Here is a 15,365-nt window from a genome sequence, read left to right on the forward strand (position 1 = left end):
AGAAGGCCTTCCGGGCCAGGAGGGGACATTGCCAATTCAAAATATCCATACTTACTTGGTTCACCCCAACAAGGGGGTCGAAAACGCAGCTGCCGTAGTTGGCAATGAAGTACCTCATGTGGGGGATATGTACGCGCTGTTGAGCTCTGTTTACGCGAAAGCAGACGTGGAATGTAACATCGGTATTGCTTTCAATCCGGCCGCTAACGGCATCCAGTCAAATCCATGCCGAAATCTACTTTTAGCTTATGCAAATGCGCCGACAATAGCTACAGGGCGAGGTCTAGCCGAAAGGCTATCGGGTGTAACGACGAAAAGGTCCGGCCTGGGATTGATGTTCTTGATACGTGGCATGGAGGGGGTGCATCACAAGGTAGTTGTCTCGCGTTTCCGCGCCAACAACGGCGTCGTAGTCAACGAAGCCGCCGATATGCTGACAGTCGAATTCATCGACCGTGTTTTTATGAAAAACGCGCATTCCTACAAAGCGGTGGTGTATCGCCATCAGTCCCTCACAGGGGGCTTCTGGGATGGCATGGCAGTCGACAAGCAGATTAACAGCCAAGATTTGGAGTCGTCCGATTATTGGGTGAAGGACTTCCTCAGCTCTTCGTTCAAAACCAGCGCTGCATCGGGGACCCGCAGGTTGGCGATAGCGCTGAAGGACGCCATCAAAAGCGCTCCAAACATCGACATCAAGAAGCAGATAAGCGCCGCCGTGACCCTCGCCGGCAATCTGGACGGACAGGCAATGAGCGTGAACGAATTCTGTGTCCGGTATAATTTTACCGAGGAAGCCCGAAGTGCTGTGACGACTGCGTTGGGTCGGGAGGACCTTGCCGGCGACAATTTCCAGTTCAGCGCGGCCGAGTTCGAAAAGCAGCTGCCTTACCGGACAGTTGAGCTCGATTCAGGCGCTTTTCTAACCGCTGGCGCAAGCGATTTCGACCAGGTCTTCAGTCAGGTGCCGGTCGCCGGCCACCATGATAAAATTCGATTTTCTACCGAAGGCAAGATCGTCAGTGAAAAGCTGGAAAAATCCCGATGAGTGATATCGAGGGTGACTATCGTCTCCGCCATGACAAGGCGTTGACACCGATAGCAGGATCGTTGGCGACCTATCTGAACGACCTTTTGAAAGGTATCCAACGAATAGACCGCGTTTCGACACGTCCTAAGTCAATAGATCGCTTTGTGGCCAAGGCAACTAAACTCAAGGATGACAGACCAAAATACGACGATCCGCTTCATCAGATCCAGGATCAGATCGGCGCCCGCATCATCACCTTCTATCTCGAGGACGTGCCGCGGGTCGCTGACGCTGTCCTACCCTATTTCCATGCCATCGAACGCCAAAAAATCGTGCCGGAACGCGAGTGGGAGTTTGGCTACTTTGGACAACATTATATCTTGATGTTACCGGCCGATGTGGTCGACTCTTCGATAGACAAGGCTCTTGTACCGGAATTTTTCGAACTCCAGATTAAAACCCTCTTCCAGCACGCTTGGTCCGAGGCAGAACATGATCTGGGGTACAAACCCGGATCTCAACCGTTAGAGGCCGACCAACTTCGTCAGCTGGCGTATACTTCAGCACAAGCATGGGGGGCGGATCGGATGTTCAATGAGCTGTTCTTGGCGAGGGAGGGCGTTCTGCGCAGTGCGGGCTAAGGCCTGCGTGGGGATTTCTACCCCGCTGCTAACCCGCTTGATGCACGGCGATCGGCTTTCGGCGGCCTGCATGGCGATCTGGCCGCCCTTGGGGTGCATTTTGACAAGCCTCGTCGGGCGCCGGCGATGATCCGTCGTGGTGGAAGGCGGGGGTTTGCGGGTTGAGGTCGGCGGGTTTGTTTCGGGACGTCTGCGCCCCATCGTTTATGTCGCGAGTTGCGGGATGCGGCTGAGGACGATGCGCAGAATACGCTGGTCGGGGCAGGATGTCGGCAGGTGCAGGCGGATCTGGGTTTTCATCTCGACCACGCGGGCGGCGATCTTGATGAGGCGCAATCGCAGCGTGTCGAATTGGGCGACGGCAAAGCTCGAGCGTTTCGGCATCGCGGCGCGCAGGCCCCACATCAGCCAGTAGGCGCCGGCATGCAGGAACAGCCGGAACTGGTTGGCCGTCGCTCTTGTGCAGGATGTGCGGTCGGCGGCGAGATGCGTCTTCCACGACTTGATGTGGTTCTCGGCAGCGCCGCGCCGGCAGTAGACATCCTCGTAGAGCGCCTTGGCCTTGCCACTTGCAAGGTTGGTGACGATGAAGCGGGTATCGGCACCTTGGGCGCCGACCTCGACGCGGGCGATGATGCGCTCTACGCGGCTCCAACTGGCGGCGCCGTCAAAAAACTCCTTGAAGCGGCGGACCTTGTTCGTCTTCGATGACACTTCAAAACGCGCCATCGTGCTGCTCTCCAGGTCCGCGACATGCTTGCGCAGGGTCGTGGTGGGCGCCACGCCGAGGATGAAGTCGACATCGTTGGCGCGGCACCAGTCGATGACCTGCGGACTACAATAGTGGCTGTCGGCCCGGATCAGGATGCGGATGTTCGGCCAATTGCTGCGGATCGCCCGCACCAGGCGGCGCAGGTGGGGGCGGATTTCTGCCCCGCTCGGCCGCTTCGCTGGTCGCAGGACCGCACCGACGAACCGGCCGTCGCCATCGAACACAACAATCGGCTGGAAGCCGTATTCGTCGTGATGGGCATTGAACAGGCGGAGCTGCTGGCCGCCATGCACGGCGTCAAAAGTGTCGTCAATGTCGAGCACGATCCGCTTCGGAACCTGGCGGAAGGAAGCGCAATAGAGGTCGACCATCGCCCGGCCCATAACGACCAGTTCCCGCACGCCAGGCAGGTTCTCAAGCCGGCACATCGTCGATTGCGAGGCCAGATCCCGACCCGAAGGCAGCGCATCCTGGGCCATCTTGAAGACCGGATCGCAGCGCAGCCGGTTGGCGTCGTTGCCATCCTCATAACCGGCGGCGATCATCTTCATGCGAAAGCCGATCATGTCCGCCAGGCTGTGGATGATCTGGTCCGGGCGGCGCGGATCGTCGATGCAACGCGCCACACGGTCGGCCACACGCAGCCGCTTTTCCACCTCGGCCAGAGCCAGAACACCACTGTTCGAGGACAACATGCCGCCGTCAAAACGGGCGACGACGGACTTGCCGCCGACTGATGACAAACCGCTCAGCGGCAGCGTAAGATCATTCATGGCGGGTGTGGTCTCCGGGAAATGGTTCGGATCGGCTTAAGCAACCAAATCCTACGTCATTTCAACGGCTTGCACCACATCCGCCAACCCCCATGAATTTTCCGGGCTAAATCACTGCCTCAGCGTACTGGGAAGCTCCGAATCCTTCATCCCCTGAGTAATCCGGTGCAATGGCAGCAAAGGGCAGAACTCGCTCCGATAGCGGACTGACGGCTTGCGGCCCAAACCAGACTTTCATGTTCACGGATGTGCGTTTGCTCTGAGACTTTTTTGACTCAGCCCGCCGCGGGTATCAGCGCTCTCAATTTCGTCCAGATAATCTGCCCACCACTGCAACATCCTTACGCGCTCTTCCCAGTGCTCCGCGCGGGCATAAGCGCGGCGAACGTCGTTGTTTTCGATGTGGGCCAGTTGGCGCTCTATGGCGTCGGGGTGCCACTTGCCGCATTCGTTTAGTAGGGTTGATGCCGTTGCGCGAAAGCCGTGCGCCGTCGCCTCTCGTTTGCTGTAGCCAAGACGACGCAGGGCCGCATTGAGGGTATTGTCGGAAATCGGCCTGGAAGCCGATCGCACGCTTGGAAATAGCAGCGTCCCATTGCCGGAGATTTTTGCAAGATCGGTCAGAATAGTCACCGCCTGCCTGGAAAGAGGAACCCGGTGTGGTCGTCGCATTTTCATGCGCGCTTCCGGAATGATCCAAACCGAATTTTCAAAGTCGAACTCCACCCATTCTGCGGCGCGAAGCTCACCGGGACGAGGAAACAGCAGCGCCATCAGCTTCAGGGCGGCTCGGGTTGTAGGCTGTCCGTCGAATGTCTCGATTGCACGCAGCAAGCCGCCCAATGCCTTCGGATCGGTAACGGCGGCACGCGGTGTGACCGTTGGACTGATGAGTGCGCCCCTCAGGGCGAACGTTGGATCTGCCTCAGCGCGTGCGGTCGCGATTGCGTATCGAAACACACTGCCAATAGTGGAACGAAGGCGCCTGGCCGACTCGTACCGCCCCCGAACCTCCACGCGACGAAGGGCAGTGAGAATTGTGGACGCATTGATCTCTCGAATGCTCTTATCGCCGATTGTCGGATAGGCAAAGTCGAGCAGCCATTTGACCTTGCTGATCGTCCGGTCGGCACGTCCCTCCTTCTTCAGCTTGTCAACATATTCGTCCGCGATTGACCGAAAGGTGTCTTTTGGCGAATTGGCTTTGCGGAACCTGCGCTCCTGCGCTGGGTCGGCAGCACCCTTAAGAAGGCGTTTTGCCTCATCGCGCGCTTGGCGGGCATCTGCGAGAGAAATGACAGGATAGCTGCCCAAGGACAGAAGCTTCTGCTTGCCGTCGAACCGATACGCCAGGCGCCAAAGCCGCGTGCCCGATGGCTGCACCCACAGCTGCAACCCCCCGCCGTCGGAGAGTTTCTGGAGCTTGGACGCGGGCCGGGTGTTGCGGCATTTCACGTCGGATAGAGCCATTTGTGGGACCTCCTGTTTGGCGCTTCGATACCAACAGACTCTCAGATACCAACAAAAATACCAACAGCTCGCCTCGTTGGACCAAGTTTGCCGAGCTACGACGAAATTCGCCCAAGCACGTCGTTCGTGCTGAAAATAGCAGCGAATTCAGGCGGTTATAGCGAGCAGAGCGTAGAGGCTTCGGCGAAAGAGTGCGCGGGGGAAGGAGAGGATGGTGCCCAGAGGCGGATTCGAACCACCGACACGCGGATTTTCAGTCCGCTGCTCTACCAACTGAGCTATCTGGGCCTGTTCCGGCAAACGAAATCTCGTTGACCGGATTTCATCGAGGCGCCGTGGGCGCCCCTTGAAAGCGCGTGGGTTATAGCACGGGAATCCGGCCTGTCCAGCGCCCAGATGGCGATTTCAGACAGGAAAAGAGACGCCGTGCAATGGTCCGGTTGCGTTGCCGCGGCGACAGCCGGAACCGAGCGTAGGCCCGGTCCATTTCGGCCGCCGGCGTCCTTGTCCCCGCTGCCATCGCGGGCCGCAACGACGCGGCCCGTCTTTTAGCCGACGATCGAGGTCCGGCAATGCATTAGCGGCGCCGGGCATGCCCTGCCGGCCGCCGCGTTCTATCTGGCGCCGGACACGCCTCTGCGGAAATCGGAGGGCGACATGCCGGCCAGCTTGCGGAACGACTTGTTGAAGGCGCTGAGCGAGCCGAAGCCAGAGTCCATGGCGACGCGCAGCACATTGGCGTCCTGATGCATCAAAAGCGCCTGCGCATAGCTCAGCCGCAAAAGGTTGACATATTCGTTGAGCGTCATGCCGGTCGATTTCTTGAACAGGCTCATGGCGTATTTGGGGTGGATGTCGGCGGCCGCCGCGATGTTCACGCAATCGATGTCGTAGAGGAAATTCTCGGCGATGAAATCACACATGCGCCCGACATTGCGCGACGATTGTTGATCGAAGGCGCTGCCCGTTTCCTGCCCGGGCGCGGTTTCGGGCACCAGCCGGTAAGGTTCGAATCGCACCCGCTCCAGCCGCAGCAGCAATTCGTTGACGGCGTGTTCCGCCCTGGCCTGGTCGCCGGACCGGGCATAGCGGTTCCAGCGCTCGAAATTATGGTGGTCGGACTGGTCGGTGGCGCTGGTCACCAGCGTGGCGCCCGTCATCAGCCGGTGCCGGATATCCGTGGGCAGGTGCAGCCGGAAGAAATGCACCAGCGGCAGATGCGCGCCGGCATAGATGGCGTCGTCGGACAAATCGTCCATCTGGTGCGGCAGGCCGCCCCAGAACAGGCACATCTCGCCGGCCGAAAGCGAAATCTCGTGGTCGTTCATGCGGTAATGCACGCTGCCGCGCACGATGAAATTCACCTCGACCTGGGCGTGCCAATGCGGTTTGAGCATCACCAGGGGGTTGGTGTGAAACATCTGCAGCAGCAGCGGCAGGCCTTCCACGCTGCTGGCGCCAGGTTGGTAAAACGGCCGTTCCGACATCTTACTTTCCGCCAATTTCATATTCCCTTTGACGGCGACAGGCCCTGCCCACCGCATAGTCTAGCCACGCTCACAGTGAGAGAGCAAATGGAATGGGAGGAATTCAATGCGCATCACAATGACCTGCGCCGCGCTCGCGCTTGCCCTGGGCTCTGCCCCGGCTTTCGCGCAATCGGGCGAAATCACGATCTGGAGCTGGAATGTCGCGGCTTCATCGCTGAAGGCGACAATCGCCGGCTTCAACAAGCAATTTCCCGACGTCAAGGTGACGGTCCAGGATCTCGGCAACCAGCCGACCTACGACAAGTCGATCGCCGGCTGCGCCGCCGGCGGCGTCGGCCTGCCTGACATCGTCACCATCGAGAACGGCGAGGCCGAGAATTACTGGAGTCAGTTCCCCGACTGCTTCGTCGACCTGCATACGCTGGGCTACACGGCGCAAGACCAGGCGGCATTCCCCGACTTCAAACGCACCGAGCTCGAAGTCGGCGACAAGGCCTATGCGATGCCGTGGGATTCGGGTCCGGTCGCCGCGTTCTATCGCCGCGACTTCTACGAAAAGGCCGGCGTCGATCCGGCATCGATCAAGACCTGGGACGATTTCATCGCCGCCGGCAAGAAGATCCAGGCCGCCAACCCGGGCGTCTCGATGACCAATGCCGATTTCAATGGCGACAGCGAATTCTTCCGCATGATTTCCAACGAACAGGGCTGCGCCTATTTCTCCGCCGATGGACAGTCGATCACGGTCAACCAGCCCAAATGCGTCGACGCCATGACCAAGGTCAAGGAGATGAAGGACGCCGGCATCATCTCGTCGGCCGACTGGGGCACCAAGATCACCAACAACACCGCCGGCACGGTCGCCACCCAGATCTATGGCGGCTGGTATGAAGGCACCATTCGTACCGAATCGGCCGGTGAAAACGGCAAATGGGGCGTCTATCTGATGCCGAGCCTCACCGCCGACGGGCCGCGCGCCGCCAATCTCGGCGGCTCCTCGCTGGCCATCACATCGGTGTCCAAGAACAAGGAGGCCGCCTACGCCTACTTGAAATACACGCTCGGAACGAACGAAGGCCAGATCACCATGCTGAAGGAGTTCGGCCTGGTGCCCTCGCTGGTGTCGGCGCTCAATGACCCCTATGTCGCGCAAGGCCTGCCCTATTGGGGCGGCCAGGCGGTGTGGAAGGACATCCTCGGCACCTTGCCCAAGGTTGTTCCGAGCCGCGGCACGCAGTTCCAGAGCGACGCCGAAATCATCGTCCGCGCCGTGCAGACCAAATACCTGGCCGGTGGCTACCCCGACGCCAAGGCAGCGCTCGACGATGCCGCAAGCCAGATCGCCGCGGCGACCGGATTGCCCGTCAAATCTTGATCTGGACGAGATGGTCCCGGGCTGCATTGATGCCGCCCGGGACCATTCCCGAACGCGCCGCGCGTTTCAGCAAGGCGCGCGCCACCCCTTGAACGCGGAAAGGAGGCAACAATGCGCTATCAGAACGCCACGGCGTATCGCTTCCTCGCGCCCTACCTGCTGATCTTTGCAATCTTCTGGGTATGGCCGATCATCGATTCCTTCATGATCTCCTTCCAGGCGACGCGCACCGTGCCGTGGCGGTTCGCGCCTGCCTTCAACTGGGGCCGATTGATAGGCGACCCCGCCTTCTTCAACGCCCTGAAGAACACACTGCTCATCCTTGTCATCCAGGTGCCGGTGATGATCACGTTGGCGATCGTGATGGCGGTGCTGTTGAACTCGCCGCTGCTCAAGGCGCGCGGCCTGTACCGCTTCGCTTTCTTCGCCCCGGTCGTGGTCGGCGAAGTCGCCTATTCGGCGGTCTTCCGGCTGATGTTCAACCTCAATTTCGGCATCATCAACAAGCTCTTGAACAGCGTCGGCCTGCCCAGCGTCGACTGGTTCTCCAACGTCACGCCGGCGATGGCACTGATCATCATCGCGGTCACCTGGCGCTGGGCCGGTTACAACGCCATCATCCTGCTCGCCGGCATGCAGTCCATCCCCGAAGACGTCTACGAAGCGGCGACGCTCGACCGCGTCAGCAAGCTCAAGCAGTTCTTCTTCATCACCTTGCCGCTCTTGAAGCCGGTCATCGTCTTCTGCCTCGTGCTGTCGATCATCGGCACCATGCAGCTGTTCACCGAGCCCTTCCTGATCACCGAGCGCGGCGGACCGGGCGGCGGCACCGAGACGCTTGGCCTTTTGCTTTACCGCCAGGGTTTTCGGTCGCTCAACTTCGGCTACGCGTCGGCCGTTGCCTACACCATGGCCGGGCTGGCGATTGCGATCACGCTGGTGCAGCTTTGGCTGACGAGGGAACCGAAATGAGTTCGCGCTCCTCCGCCAGACTGGGACGCAGCGTCGCGCTGCATCTGGTCCTGACGCCGCTGGCGCTGATCTGGCTGTTTCCGCTGTGGATGATGGTGGTGTTCTCGACCATGCCGGACAACGGCATCTTCAGCCCCGGCATCGAGCTTTTGCCACACGGCAACTTCATGGACAATTTCAACAATCTGCAGCGTGACACCGACTTCGTCGGCGCCATCGGCATTTCGGTCTCGGTGGCGGTGACCTACACTTTCCTGTCGGTGCTGCTGACGTCGATGGCCGGCTGGGCGCTGGCCCGCTACCGGTTCTTCGGCAAGGGCGTGGTCGTCGCCATCATCCTCGGCACCATCACGCTGCCTTATGCAGTAGTGCTCATCCCGCAATTCATCATGGTGGCGCGCGACTTCAAGCTCGCCAACACCTGGGTGGCGCTGATCGTGCCGCCGCTGTTCAATTCGCTCGGCGTGCTGTTCATGCGGCAGAGCTTCTCGATGATGCCGGACGACCTCTTCGATGCGGCGCGCGTCGAGGGGGTGAAGGAATGGCGCATCTTCCTCTTCATCGCGCTGCCCTTGGCGCGGCCGATGCTGGCGGCGCTCGCCATCATCCTGTTCCTCGCCTCCTGGAACAATTACCTGTGGCCGCTTCTGATCAACAGCCAGCCCGGTTCGATGACGGCGCCGGTGGCGCTCGGCACGCTGATCGGCCTCACCAAGGTGTCGTGGGGCGGCATCATGGCGGGCGCGGTGATGCTGACGGTGCCGATGCTCATCGTCTTCGTCCTCCTGCAGCGCCATTTCATCGCCGGCATCGCCGCCGGCGCGATCAAGTAAGGGGCAGCATGGCAACGGTCACGCTCAACAATGTCGTCAAGCGCTTCGGCGTCTTCGAGGTCGTCCATGGCGCCAACATCGACATCAAGGACGGCGAGTTCGTCGTCTTCGTCGGCCCCTCCGGCTGCGGCAAGTCCACGCTGCTCAGGATGATCGCCGGGCTCGAGGACATCAGCGGCGGCGAGATCGCCATCGGCGGCAAGCTCGTCAACGATATCGAGCCGGCCGACCGCGGCATCGCCATGGTCTTCCAGTCCTACGCACTCTATCCGCACATGAGCGTCGAGCAGAATCTGAGTTTTGGGCTCAGGATGACCGGCAATCCGACGGCCGACACCGACCGGCGCGTCAATCGAGCGGCCGAAATCCTGCGCATAAACGAACTGATGAAGCGGCGTCCCAGGCAATTGTCGGGCGGCCAGCGCCAGCGCGTCGCCATTGGCCGCGCCATCGTGCGCGAACCGCAGGTGTTCCTGTTCGACGAGCCGCTGAGCAATCTCGACGCTGAGCTCAGGGTGCAGATGCGGGTCGAGATATCGCGCCTGCACAAGGAACTGGGCACCACCATGATCTATGTCACGCACGACCAGACCGAGGCGATGACACTCGCCGACAGGATCGTCGTGATGCGCGCCGGCCATATCGAGCAGATCGGCCGGCCGCTCGATCTTTATGACGATCCCGACAATCAGTTCGTGGCCGGCTTTGTCGGCTCGCCGAAGATGAACTTCATCAACGGCCGCATTGTCGGGCGCGATGCACATGGTGTCGTGGTCGAGCTTGCGGGTCAGGAGAAGACCCGTATCGCGCAACCGCTGACGGGCGCTGCGCCCGAAGCAGGAAGCAAGGTCATCGTCGGCGTGCGTCCCGAACATTTCGGCGGTGCCGGAGAGGGCGACACCGACCTTGTGGTTCGCATCGACGTGGTCGAGCACCTGGGCGGCACAAGTTTTCTCTATGCCAGGACGGCGCATGGTGAAGACGTGGTGATCCAGCGCGACGCGGCAAAGGTTCCCGATGCGTCCGAGATCACCGTTTCCATCCGCAAATCCTACCTGTTCGACGAAAGAGGACTGCGGCTGCGCTGATCGGCCGCCCTCCAGCCTTCAAGGAGAATGACAATGACTTCATCCACGCCCATTCGCTGGGGCATTCTCGGCCCGGGCAGCATCGCCCAGGCCTTTGCCGGCGGCGCGGCCGCTTCGCGCACCGGCAAGCTGGTTGCCATCGGCGCGCGCAATCCCGCCAAGCCAGGCCTCGCCGAGAGCTTTCCCGGCGCCCGCATCCTCGACGGCTACGATGCCTTGCTCGCCGATCCCGACATCGATGCCGTCTACATTTCGATACCGCACCCTGGCCATGCGCAATGGGCGATCAGGGCGGCGGAAGCTGGAAAGCATGTGCTTTGCGAAAAACCGCTTGCGCTGACCGCCTTCGAGGCCGACGCCATGATCCATGCCGCGCGCAAGGCCGGCACCTTTCTCGGCGAAGCCTTCATGTACCGACTGCACCCGCAGACGCTTAAGCTGGTGGAACTGATCAGATCGGGCGTCATCGGCGACATCAGGATGATCAAGTCGAGTTTCGGCTTTGCCATGCCGGGCTTCATGCCGGAGCACCGCCTCTATGCCAACGATCTTGCCGGCGGCGGCATTCTGGATGTCGGCGGCTATCCGGTCTCCATGGTGCGGCTGATTGCCGGGGCGGCGGCAGGCCTCCCCTTCGCCGAGCCGGACAAGGTCGTTGGTGCCGCCCATCTTGGCCAGTCAGGCGTCGACGAATGGGCCTCGGCGCTGCTGCATTTCCCGGGCGGCATCATTGCCGAAGTTTCCTGCAGCATCTCGCTCAACCAGGACAATGTGCTCCGAATCTTCGGCACCAGGGGCCGCATCGAGGTGCCGGACTTCTGGTTCGCCGGCGGCAACCGTGACGTCGGCCTTGGCAAGATCGACGTGATCGGGTCCGATGGCTCGCGCGAGACCATCAGCGTCAACGAGAAGCGCCATGTCTACTCCTTCGAGGTCGACGCCGCCGGCGAGGCCATCCTCGCCGGACGCCAGGAATTCGCCTGGCCTGGCATGGGCTGGGCGGACAGTCTCGGCACCTTGCGCGTCCTTGACAGATGGCGGGCGGCGGCGGGCCTGGAATACGGGATCGAAAAGGCCCCGCAGCGCACCAGCACCATCTCCGGGCGGCCTTTGCGATCCGGCGGAACGGCGATCGGCAAACGCACCATTCCGGGTCTGTCGAAGCCGGCGTCGGTGGTGGCGCTCGGCTTCGAGGATTTCCGCACCTTTTCCTCGGGCTCGATCCTGCTCGATGCCTTTTTCGAGGCCGGCGGCAATCTCTTCGACACCGGCTATGTCTACGGCGGCGGTTACACCGAGACTCTGCTTGGCGAGTGGTTGAAGAACCGTGGCGTGCGTGCGCAATCGGTGGTCATCGGCAAGGGCGCTCATTCGCCGCTCTGCTATCCCGATGTGATCGGCAAGCAGCTTGCCCAGTCGCTCGATCGCCTGCAGACCGATCATGTCGATGTCTACTTCATGCACCGCGACAATCCGGATGTGCCCGTCGGCGAATTCGTCGATGCGATGGATCGTGAGGTCAAGGCTGGCCGCATCCGTGGCCCGTTCGGCGGCTCGAACTGGACGATGGAGCGCATGGACGAGGCTATTGCCTATGCCGAACGCACCGGCAAGCAGAAGCCCGGCGCGCTGTCCAACAACTTCTCGCTGGCCGAAATGCTGGAGCCGATCTGGGCTGGCTGCGTGACGTCCTCGACCGATGCGTGGAAGGCCTGGCTGACGTCCCGCCAGATGCCGAATTTCGCCTGGTCGAGCCAGGGGCGCGGCTTCTTCACCGATCGCGCCGGGCGAGACAGGCACGACAATGAGGAACTGGTGCGGGTCTGGTACTCGGAGCGGAATTTCGGCCGCCGCGACCGGGCGATCGAACTTGCCGCGAGGCTGGGCAAGAGCCCGATCCATATTGCGCTGGCCTATGTGCTCAACCAGCCCTTCCCATCCATTCCGCTGATCGGGCCACGCACGCTGGGCGAGTTGGACGATAGCCTGCTTGCCCTCGACATCACGCTTTCGCCGGCCGATCTCGAGTGGCTGGACGGCGGCAGGCTGCACGCTGCCTGATGCATGTCGCCCAAAAGTGCGCAGCGGTTTTGGGACAACGACATGCATGAAACGAGATGCATGTCGCCCAAAAGCATGCCCACGGGCTTGACCCGAGGGTGCGCAGCGGTTTTGGGACAACGACATGCATGAAAACAAGTGCATCTCGCCCCAAAAGTGCGCAGAGACATGCATGAAACGGGTGCATGTCGCTCGAAGCAAGCAGTGCTTTGGGTCGACATGCACAAACAAGGATCCCAAAAGGCGACGTCAGGTCTCGTCGTCCGGCACCCTGGCGCCGCGTCTGGCCGGGGTTCGCATGCTGGCATACATGCCGGTGGTGCGGAATTGGCTGGGGGTGATGCCGTAGCAGCGGCGGAACACCTTCGAAAAATAATTTGCGTCCTCGAAGCCGCACAGGATGGCGACTTCCTTCACCGGCAGGAAATCCGCCTTGGTCAGCAGCTTGGCCGCGCGCTGCAGGCGCTGCTGCAGCACGAACTCGGCGGGCGGCAGGCCTTCGCTCTCGGCGAAGCAACGCGAGAAATGGGCCCGGCTGAGGCCGCTGATCTGGACGAGGTCCGCCACCGGCAGCGGCCCATCGAGATTGGCACTGATGTGATCGATGACCGGCTGCATGGCGCTCTGTTTTTCGGCAAAGGCATGTGAGCCGAAGACATCGTCATAGAGCGCCATCGCGGCTTCATAGGCGACGGCGGAAGCAGCGCCCGGCGAAGCGGCCCCCTTGATGAGGCGCAGGCTGCAATCGGCAAGGTGATCGATCGTCGCCGGCTGCAGCCGAAACACCGGGCCCGAAGTGCCGAGTATGGATTTGTGGATGCGCAGCGCCTCATCGCCGTTCATCGAAATCCAGAAAAATTCCCAACGCTCATCCTTGGCCAGCCAGTAGCGGTGGTTGTGCGGCACCAGCACCAGCAATGTGTCGTTCTTCTGCAGGCGGTAGTTGCGGTTCTCGTAACGCAGCCGCCCGGTCCCGCTGATCGTGTGCTGGAGCACGGTGAACGGTGTCTGGCCGCGCTTGCGCCCGTCCCAGTCGTAGATCTCGTCCTCGCGCACTTCATAGCCCGTGCTCGTCGGCATGGCGTGCAGGCGCTGGCGGCCGCGCGGCAGCGAGATCGTGCGCATGGACTGTCCGTTGGCTATCAAATCGTGCAGCACAAAATTACCCTTGAAAGCACAATCCTTCTCTGGTCGTGCTCGCGAATAAGCGCATAATCCCCTTCGAAAAGCGAGAAAGATCCGCAGTCAAGGAGCGGACAGGGAGGATGGCAGGCTGGATTCCGGCTTGTCCTGCACACATGTTATGGCATGTGGCTAAGCCTTCCCTTGTCATTCCTTGCCTACCATTCGAATGAGATGAGGTCCGGCTGATGAGTTTCAAAATCGCTATCATCGGTGCCGGCAGCGTCGGTTTCACCAAGAAGCTGTTCACCGACATTCTGTGCGTGCCCGAATTCAAAGACATCGAATTCGCGCTGACCGACGTCAGCGCGCACAATCTTGAGATGATCAAGGCGATCCTCGACAGGATCGTCGAGGCAAACGGACTGCCGACCAGGGTGACTGCGACCACCGACCGCCGCAAGGCCCTCGAAGGCGCGCGCTATGTCATCAGCTGCGTGCGGGTCGGGGGCCTCGAAGCCTATGCCGACGATATCAGGATTCCCCTGAAATACGGCATCGACCAATGCGTCGGCGACACGATCTGCGCTGGCGGCATTCTCTATGGCCAGCGCAACATTCCGGTGATCCTGGATTTCTGCAAGGACATACGCGAGGTCGCCGAGACGAACGCCAAATTCCTGAACTACGCCAACCCGATGGCGATGAACACCTGGGCGGCGATCGAATACGGCAAGGTCGACACCGTCGGGCTGTGCCACGGCGTCCAGCACGGCGCCGAGCAGATCGCCGAGGTGCTGGGCGCGAAGTCCAGGCAGGAACTCGACTACGTCTGTTCCGGCATCAACCACCAGACCTGGTTCATCGATCTGCGCCTCAACGGCCGCGAGATCGGCAAGGACGAGCTGGTCGCCGCCTTCGAGGCGCACCCGGTCTATTCCAGGCAGGAGAAGCTGCGCATCGATGTCTTGAAACGCTTCGGCGTCTATTCGACTGAAAGCAACGGCCATCTCTCCGAATACCTGCCCTGGTACCGCAAGCGCCCCGACGAGATCACGCGCTGGATCGACATGTCCGACTGGATCCACGGTGAGACGGGCGGCTATCTCCGCTACTCGACCGAAACCCGCAACTGGTTCGAAACGGAATATCCGCAGTTCCTCGAAGCGGCGTCCAAGCCGATCGACCCGGAAAAACGCTCCAACGAGCATGCCAGCCACATATTGGAGGCGCTGGAGACCAACCGCGTCTATCGCGGCCATTTCAACGTCAGGAACAATGGCGTGATCACCAACCTGCCGCAGGACGCCATCATCGAGTCGCCCGGTTTCGTCGATCGTTTCGGCATCAACATGGCCGCCGGCATCACGTTGCCGGAAGCCTGCGCCGCCACCTGCATCGCCTCGATCAATGTCCAGCGCATGTCGGTCCATGCCGCGATATCGGGCGATATCGACCTGCTCAAGCTCGCCGTGCTGCATGATCCGCTGGTCGGCGCGGTTTCAACCCCGGAGGAGGTCTGGCAGATGGTCGACGAAATGGTCGTCGCCCAGGCAGCCTGGCTGCCGCAATATGCCCACGCGGTTCCGGCCGCCAGGGAGCGGCTGTCGACTTCGGGGGTGAAGACCCGCGAATGGGCGGGCGCGGCGCGGCGAAGTGTGCGCTCGATCGAGGAGCTGCGCGCCGAAAAAGCCGCGCTGAAGCAGGCCGGCTGAAACCTCAAGTGGTGATGGTGGAT

12 protein-coding genes and 1 tRNA gene are annotated in these 15,365 nt (G+C 61.2%); 8 read left to right on the plus strand and 5 right to left on the minus strand.

Annotated features, from left to right (window positions below; genetic code table 11):
• Positions 1-28 precede the first annotated feature (28 nt).
• Complete coding sequence (locus ACFSQT_RS19170) at positions 29-1,048, plus strand: hypothetical protein (RefSeq protein WP_143748826.1); 1,020 nt, start codon at positions 29-31, stop codon at positions 1,046-1,048.
• Complete coding sequence (locus tag ACFSQT_RS19175) at positions 1,045-1,671, plus strand: GTP pyrophosphokinase (RefSeq protein WP_095088670.1); 627 nt, start codon at positions 1,045-1,047, stop codon at positions 1,669-1,671. The genes ACFSQT_RS19170 and ACFSQT_RS19175 overlap by 4 nt, the downstream gene beginning before the upstream one ends.
• A 204-nt stretch (positions 1,672-1,875) precedes the next feature.
• On the opposite strand, the gene ACFSQT_RS19180 is transcribed toward ACFSQT_RS19175, so the two are convergent.
• The 4 genes from ACFSQT_RS19180 to ACFSQT_RS19195 form a co-directional block, all read right to left on the minus strand.
• On the minus strand, positions 1,876-3,216 hold the full coding sequence (locus ACFSQT_RS19180) for an IS1380 family transposase (protein ID WP_379021035.1): 1,341 nt from the start codon (positions 3,214-3,216) through the stop codon (positions 1,876-1,878).
• 240 nt (positions 3,217-3,456) lie between these two features.
• Positions 3,457-4,686, minus strand: a complete 1,230-nt coding sequence (locus ACFSQT_RS19185) for a tyrosine-type recombinase/integrase (protein WP_095088668.1) — start codon at positions 4,684-4,686, stop codon at positions 3,457-3,459.
• Positions 4,687-4,898: 212 nt separating this feature from the next.
• Positions 4,899-4,974, minus strand: a tRNA-Phe gene (locus ACFSQT_RS19190).
• Between the two features lie 326 nt (positions 4,975-5,300).
• Complete coding sequence (locus ACFSQT_RS19195) at positions 5,301-6,194, minus strand: helix-turn-helix domain-containing protein (RefSeq protein ID WP_379021037.1); 894 nt, start codon at positions 6,192-6,194, stop codon at positions 5,301-5,303.
• An 85-nt stretch (positions 6,195-6,279) separates the two neighbouring features.
• On the opposite strand from ACFSQT_RS19195, the gene ACFSQT_RS19200 reads away from it, so the two are divergent.
• The 5 genes from ACFSQT_RS19200 (at position 6,280) to ACFSQT_RS19220 (ending at position 12,505) form a co-directional block, all read left to right on the plus strand.
• The gene (locus ACFSQT_RS19200) at positions 6,280-7,551 is read left to right on the plus strand and encodes an extracellular solute-binding protein (RefSeq protein ID WP_379021039.1); all 1,272 of its coding nucleotides are present in this window, start codon (positions 6,280-6,282) and stop codon (positions 7,549-7,551) included.
• A gap of 111 nt (positions 7,552-7,662) precedes the next feature.
• The gene (locus ACFSQT_RS19205; protein WP_379021041.1) at positions 7,663-8,523 is read left to right on the plus strand and encodes a carbohydrate ABC transporter permease; all 861 of its coding nucleotides are present in this window, start codon (positions 7,663-7,665) and stop codon (positions 8,521-8,523) included.
• Positions 8,520-9,356: a carbohydrate ABC transporter permease gene (locus ACFSQT_RS19210; RefSeq protein WP_379021043.1), complete on the plus strand. Its 837-nt coding sequence runs from the start codon at positions 8,520-8,522 to the stop codon at positions 9,354-9,356. Before ACFSQT_RS19205 ends, ACFSQT_RS19210 begins: the two co-directional genes overlap by 4 nt.
• Before the next feature lie 8 nt (positions 9,357-9,364).
• Positions 9,365-10,444, plus strand: coding sequence for an ABC transporter ATP-binding protein (locus tag ACFSQT_RS19215; protein ID WP_379021045.1), 1,080 nt, complete (start codon positions 9,365-9,367; stop codon positions 10,442-10,444).
• A gap of 33 nt (positions 10,445-10,477) precedes the next feature.
• Positions 10,478-12,505, plus strand: a complete 2,028-nt coding sequence (locus ACFSQT_RS19220) for an aldo/keto reductase (protein ID WP_379021047.1) — start codon at positions 10,478-10,480, stop codon at positions 12,503-12,505.
• A gap of 249 nt (positions 12,506-12,754) precedes the next feature.
• On the opposite strand, the gene ACFSQT_RS19225 is transcribed toward ACFSQT_RS19220, so the two are convergent.
• Entirely contained in the window at positions 12,755-13,630 is an 876-nt protein-coding gene (locus ACFSQT_RS19225) for an AraC family transcriptional regulator (protein WP_379021049.1), read from the minus strand.
• Between the two features lie 245 nt (positions 13,631-13,875).
• Between ACFSQT_RS19225 and melA the strand changes: the two genes are divergently transcribed.
• A complete protein-coding gene (gene melA, locus ACFSQT_RS19230; RefSeq protein ID WP_379021051.1) occupies positions 13,876-15,342 on the plus strand; it encodes an alpha-glucosidase/alpha-galactosidase in 1,467 nt (488 codons plus the stop codon).
• Positions 15,343-15,365 lie beyond the last annotated feature (23 nt).

It is taken from the genome of Mesorhizobium calcicola (assembly GCF_042682105.1).
Classification (GTDB): Bacteria; Pseudomonadota; Alphaproteobacteria; order Rhizobiales; family Rhizobiaceae; genus Mesorhizobium; species Mesorhizobium calcicola.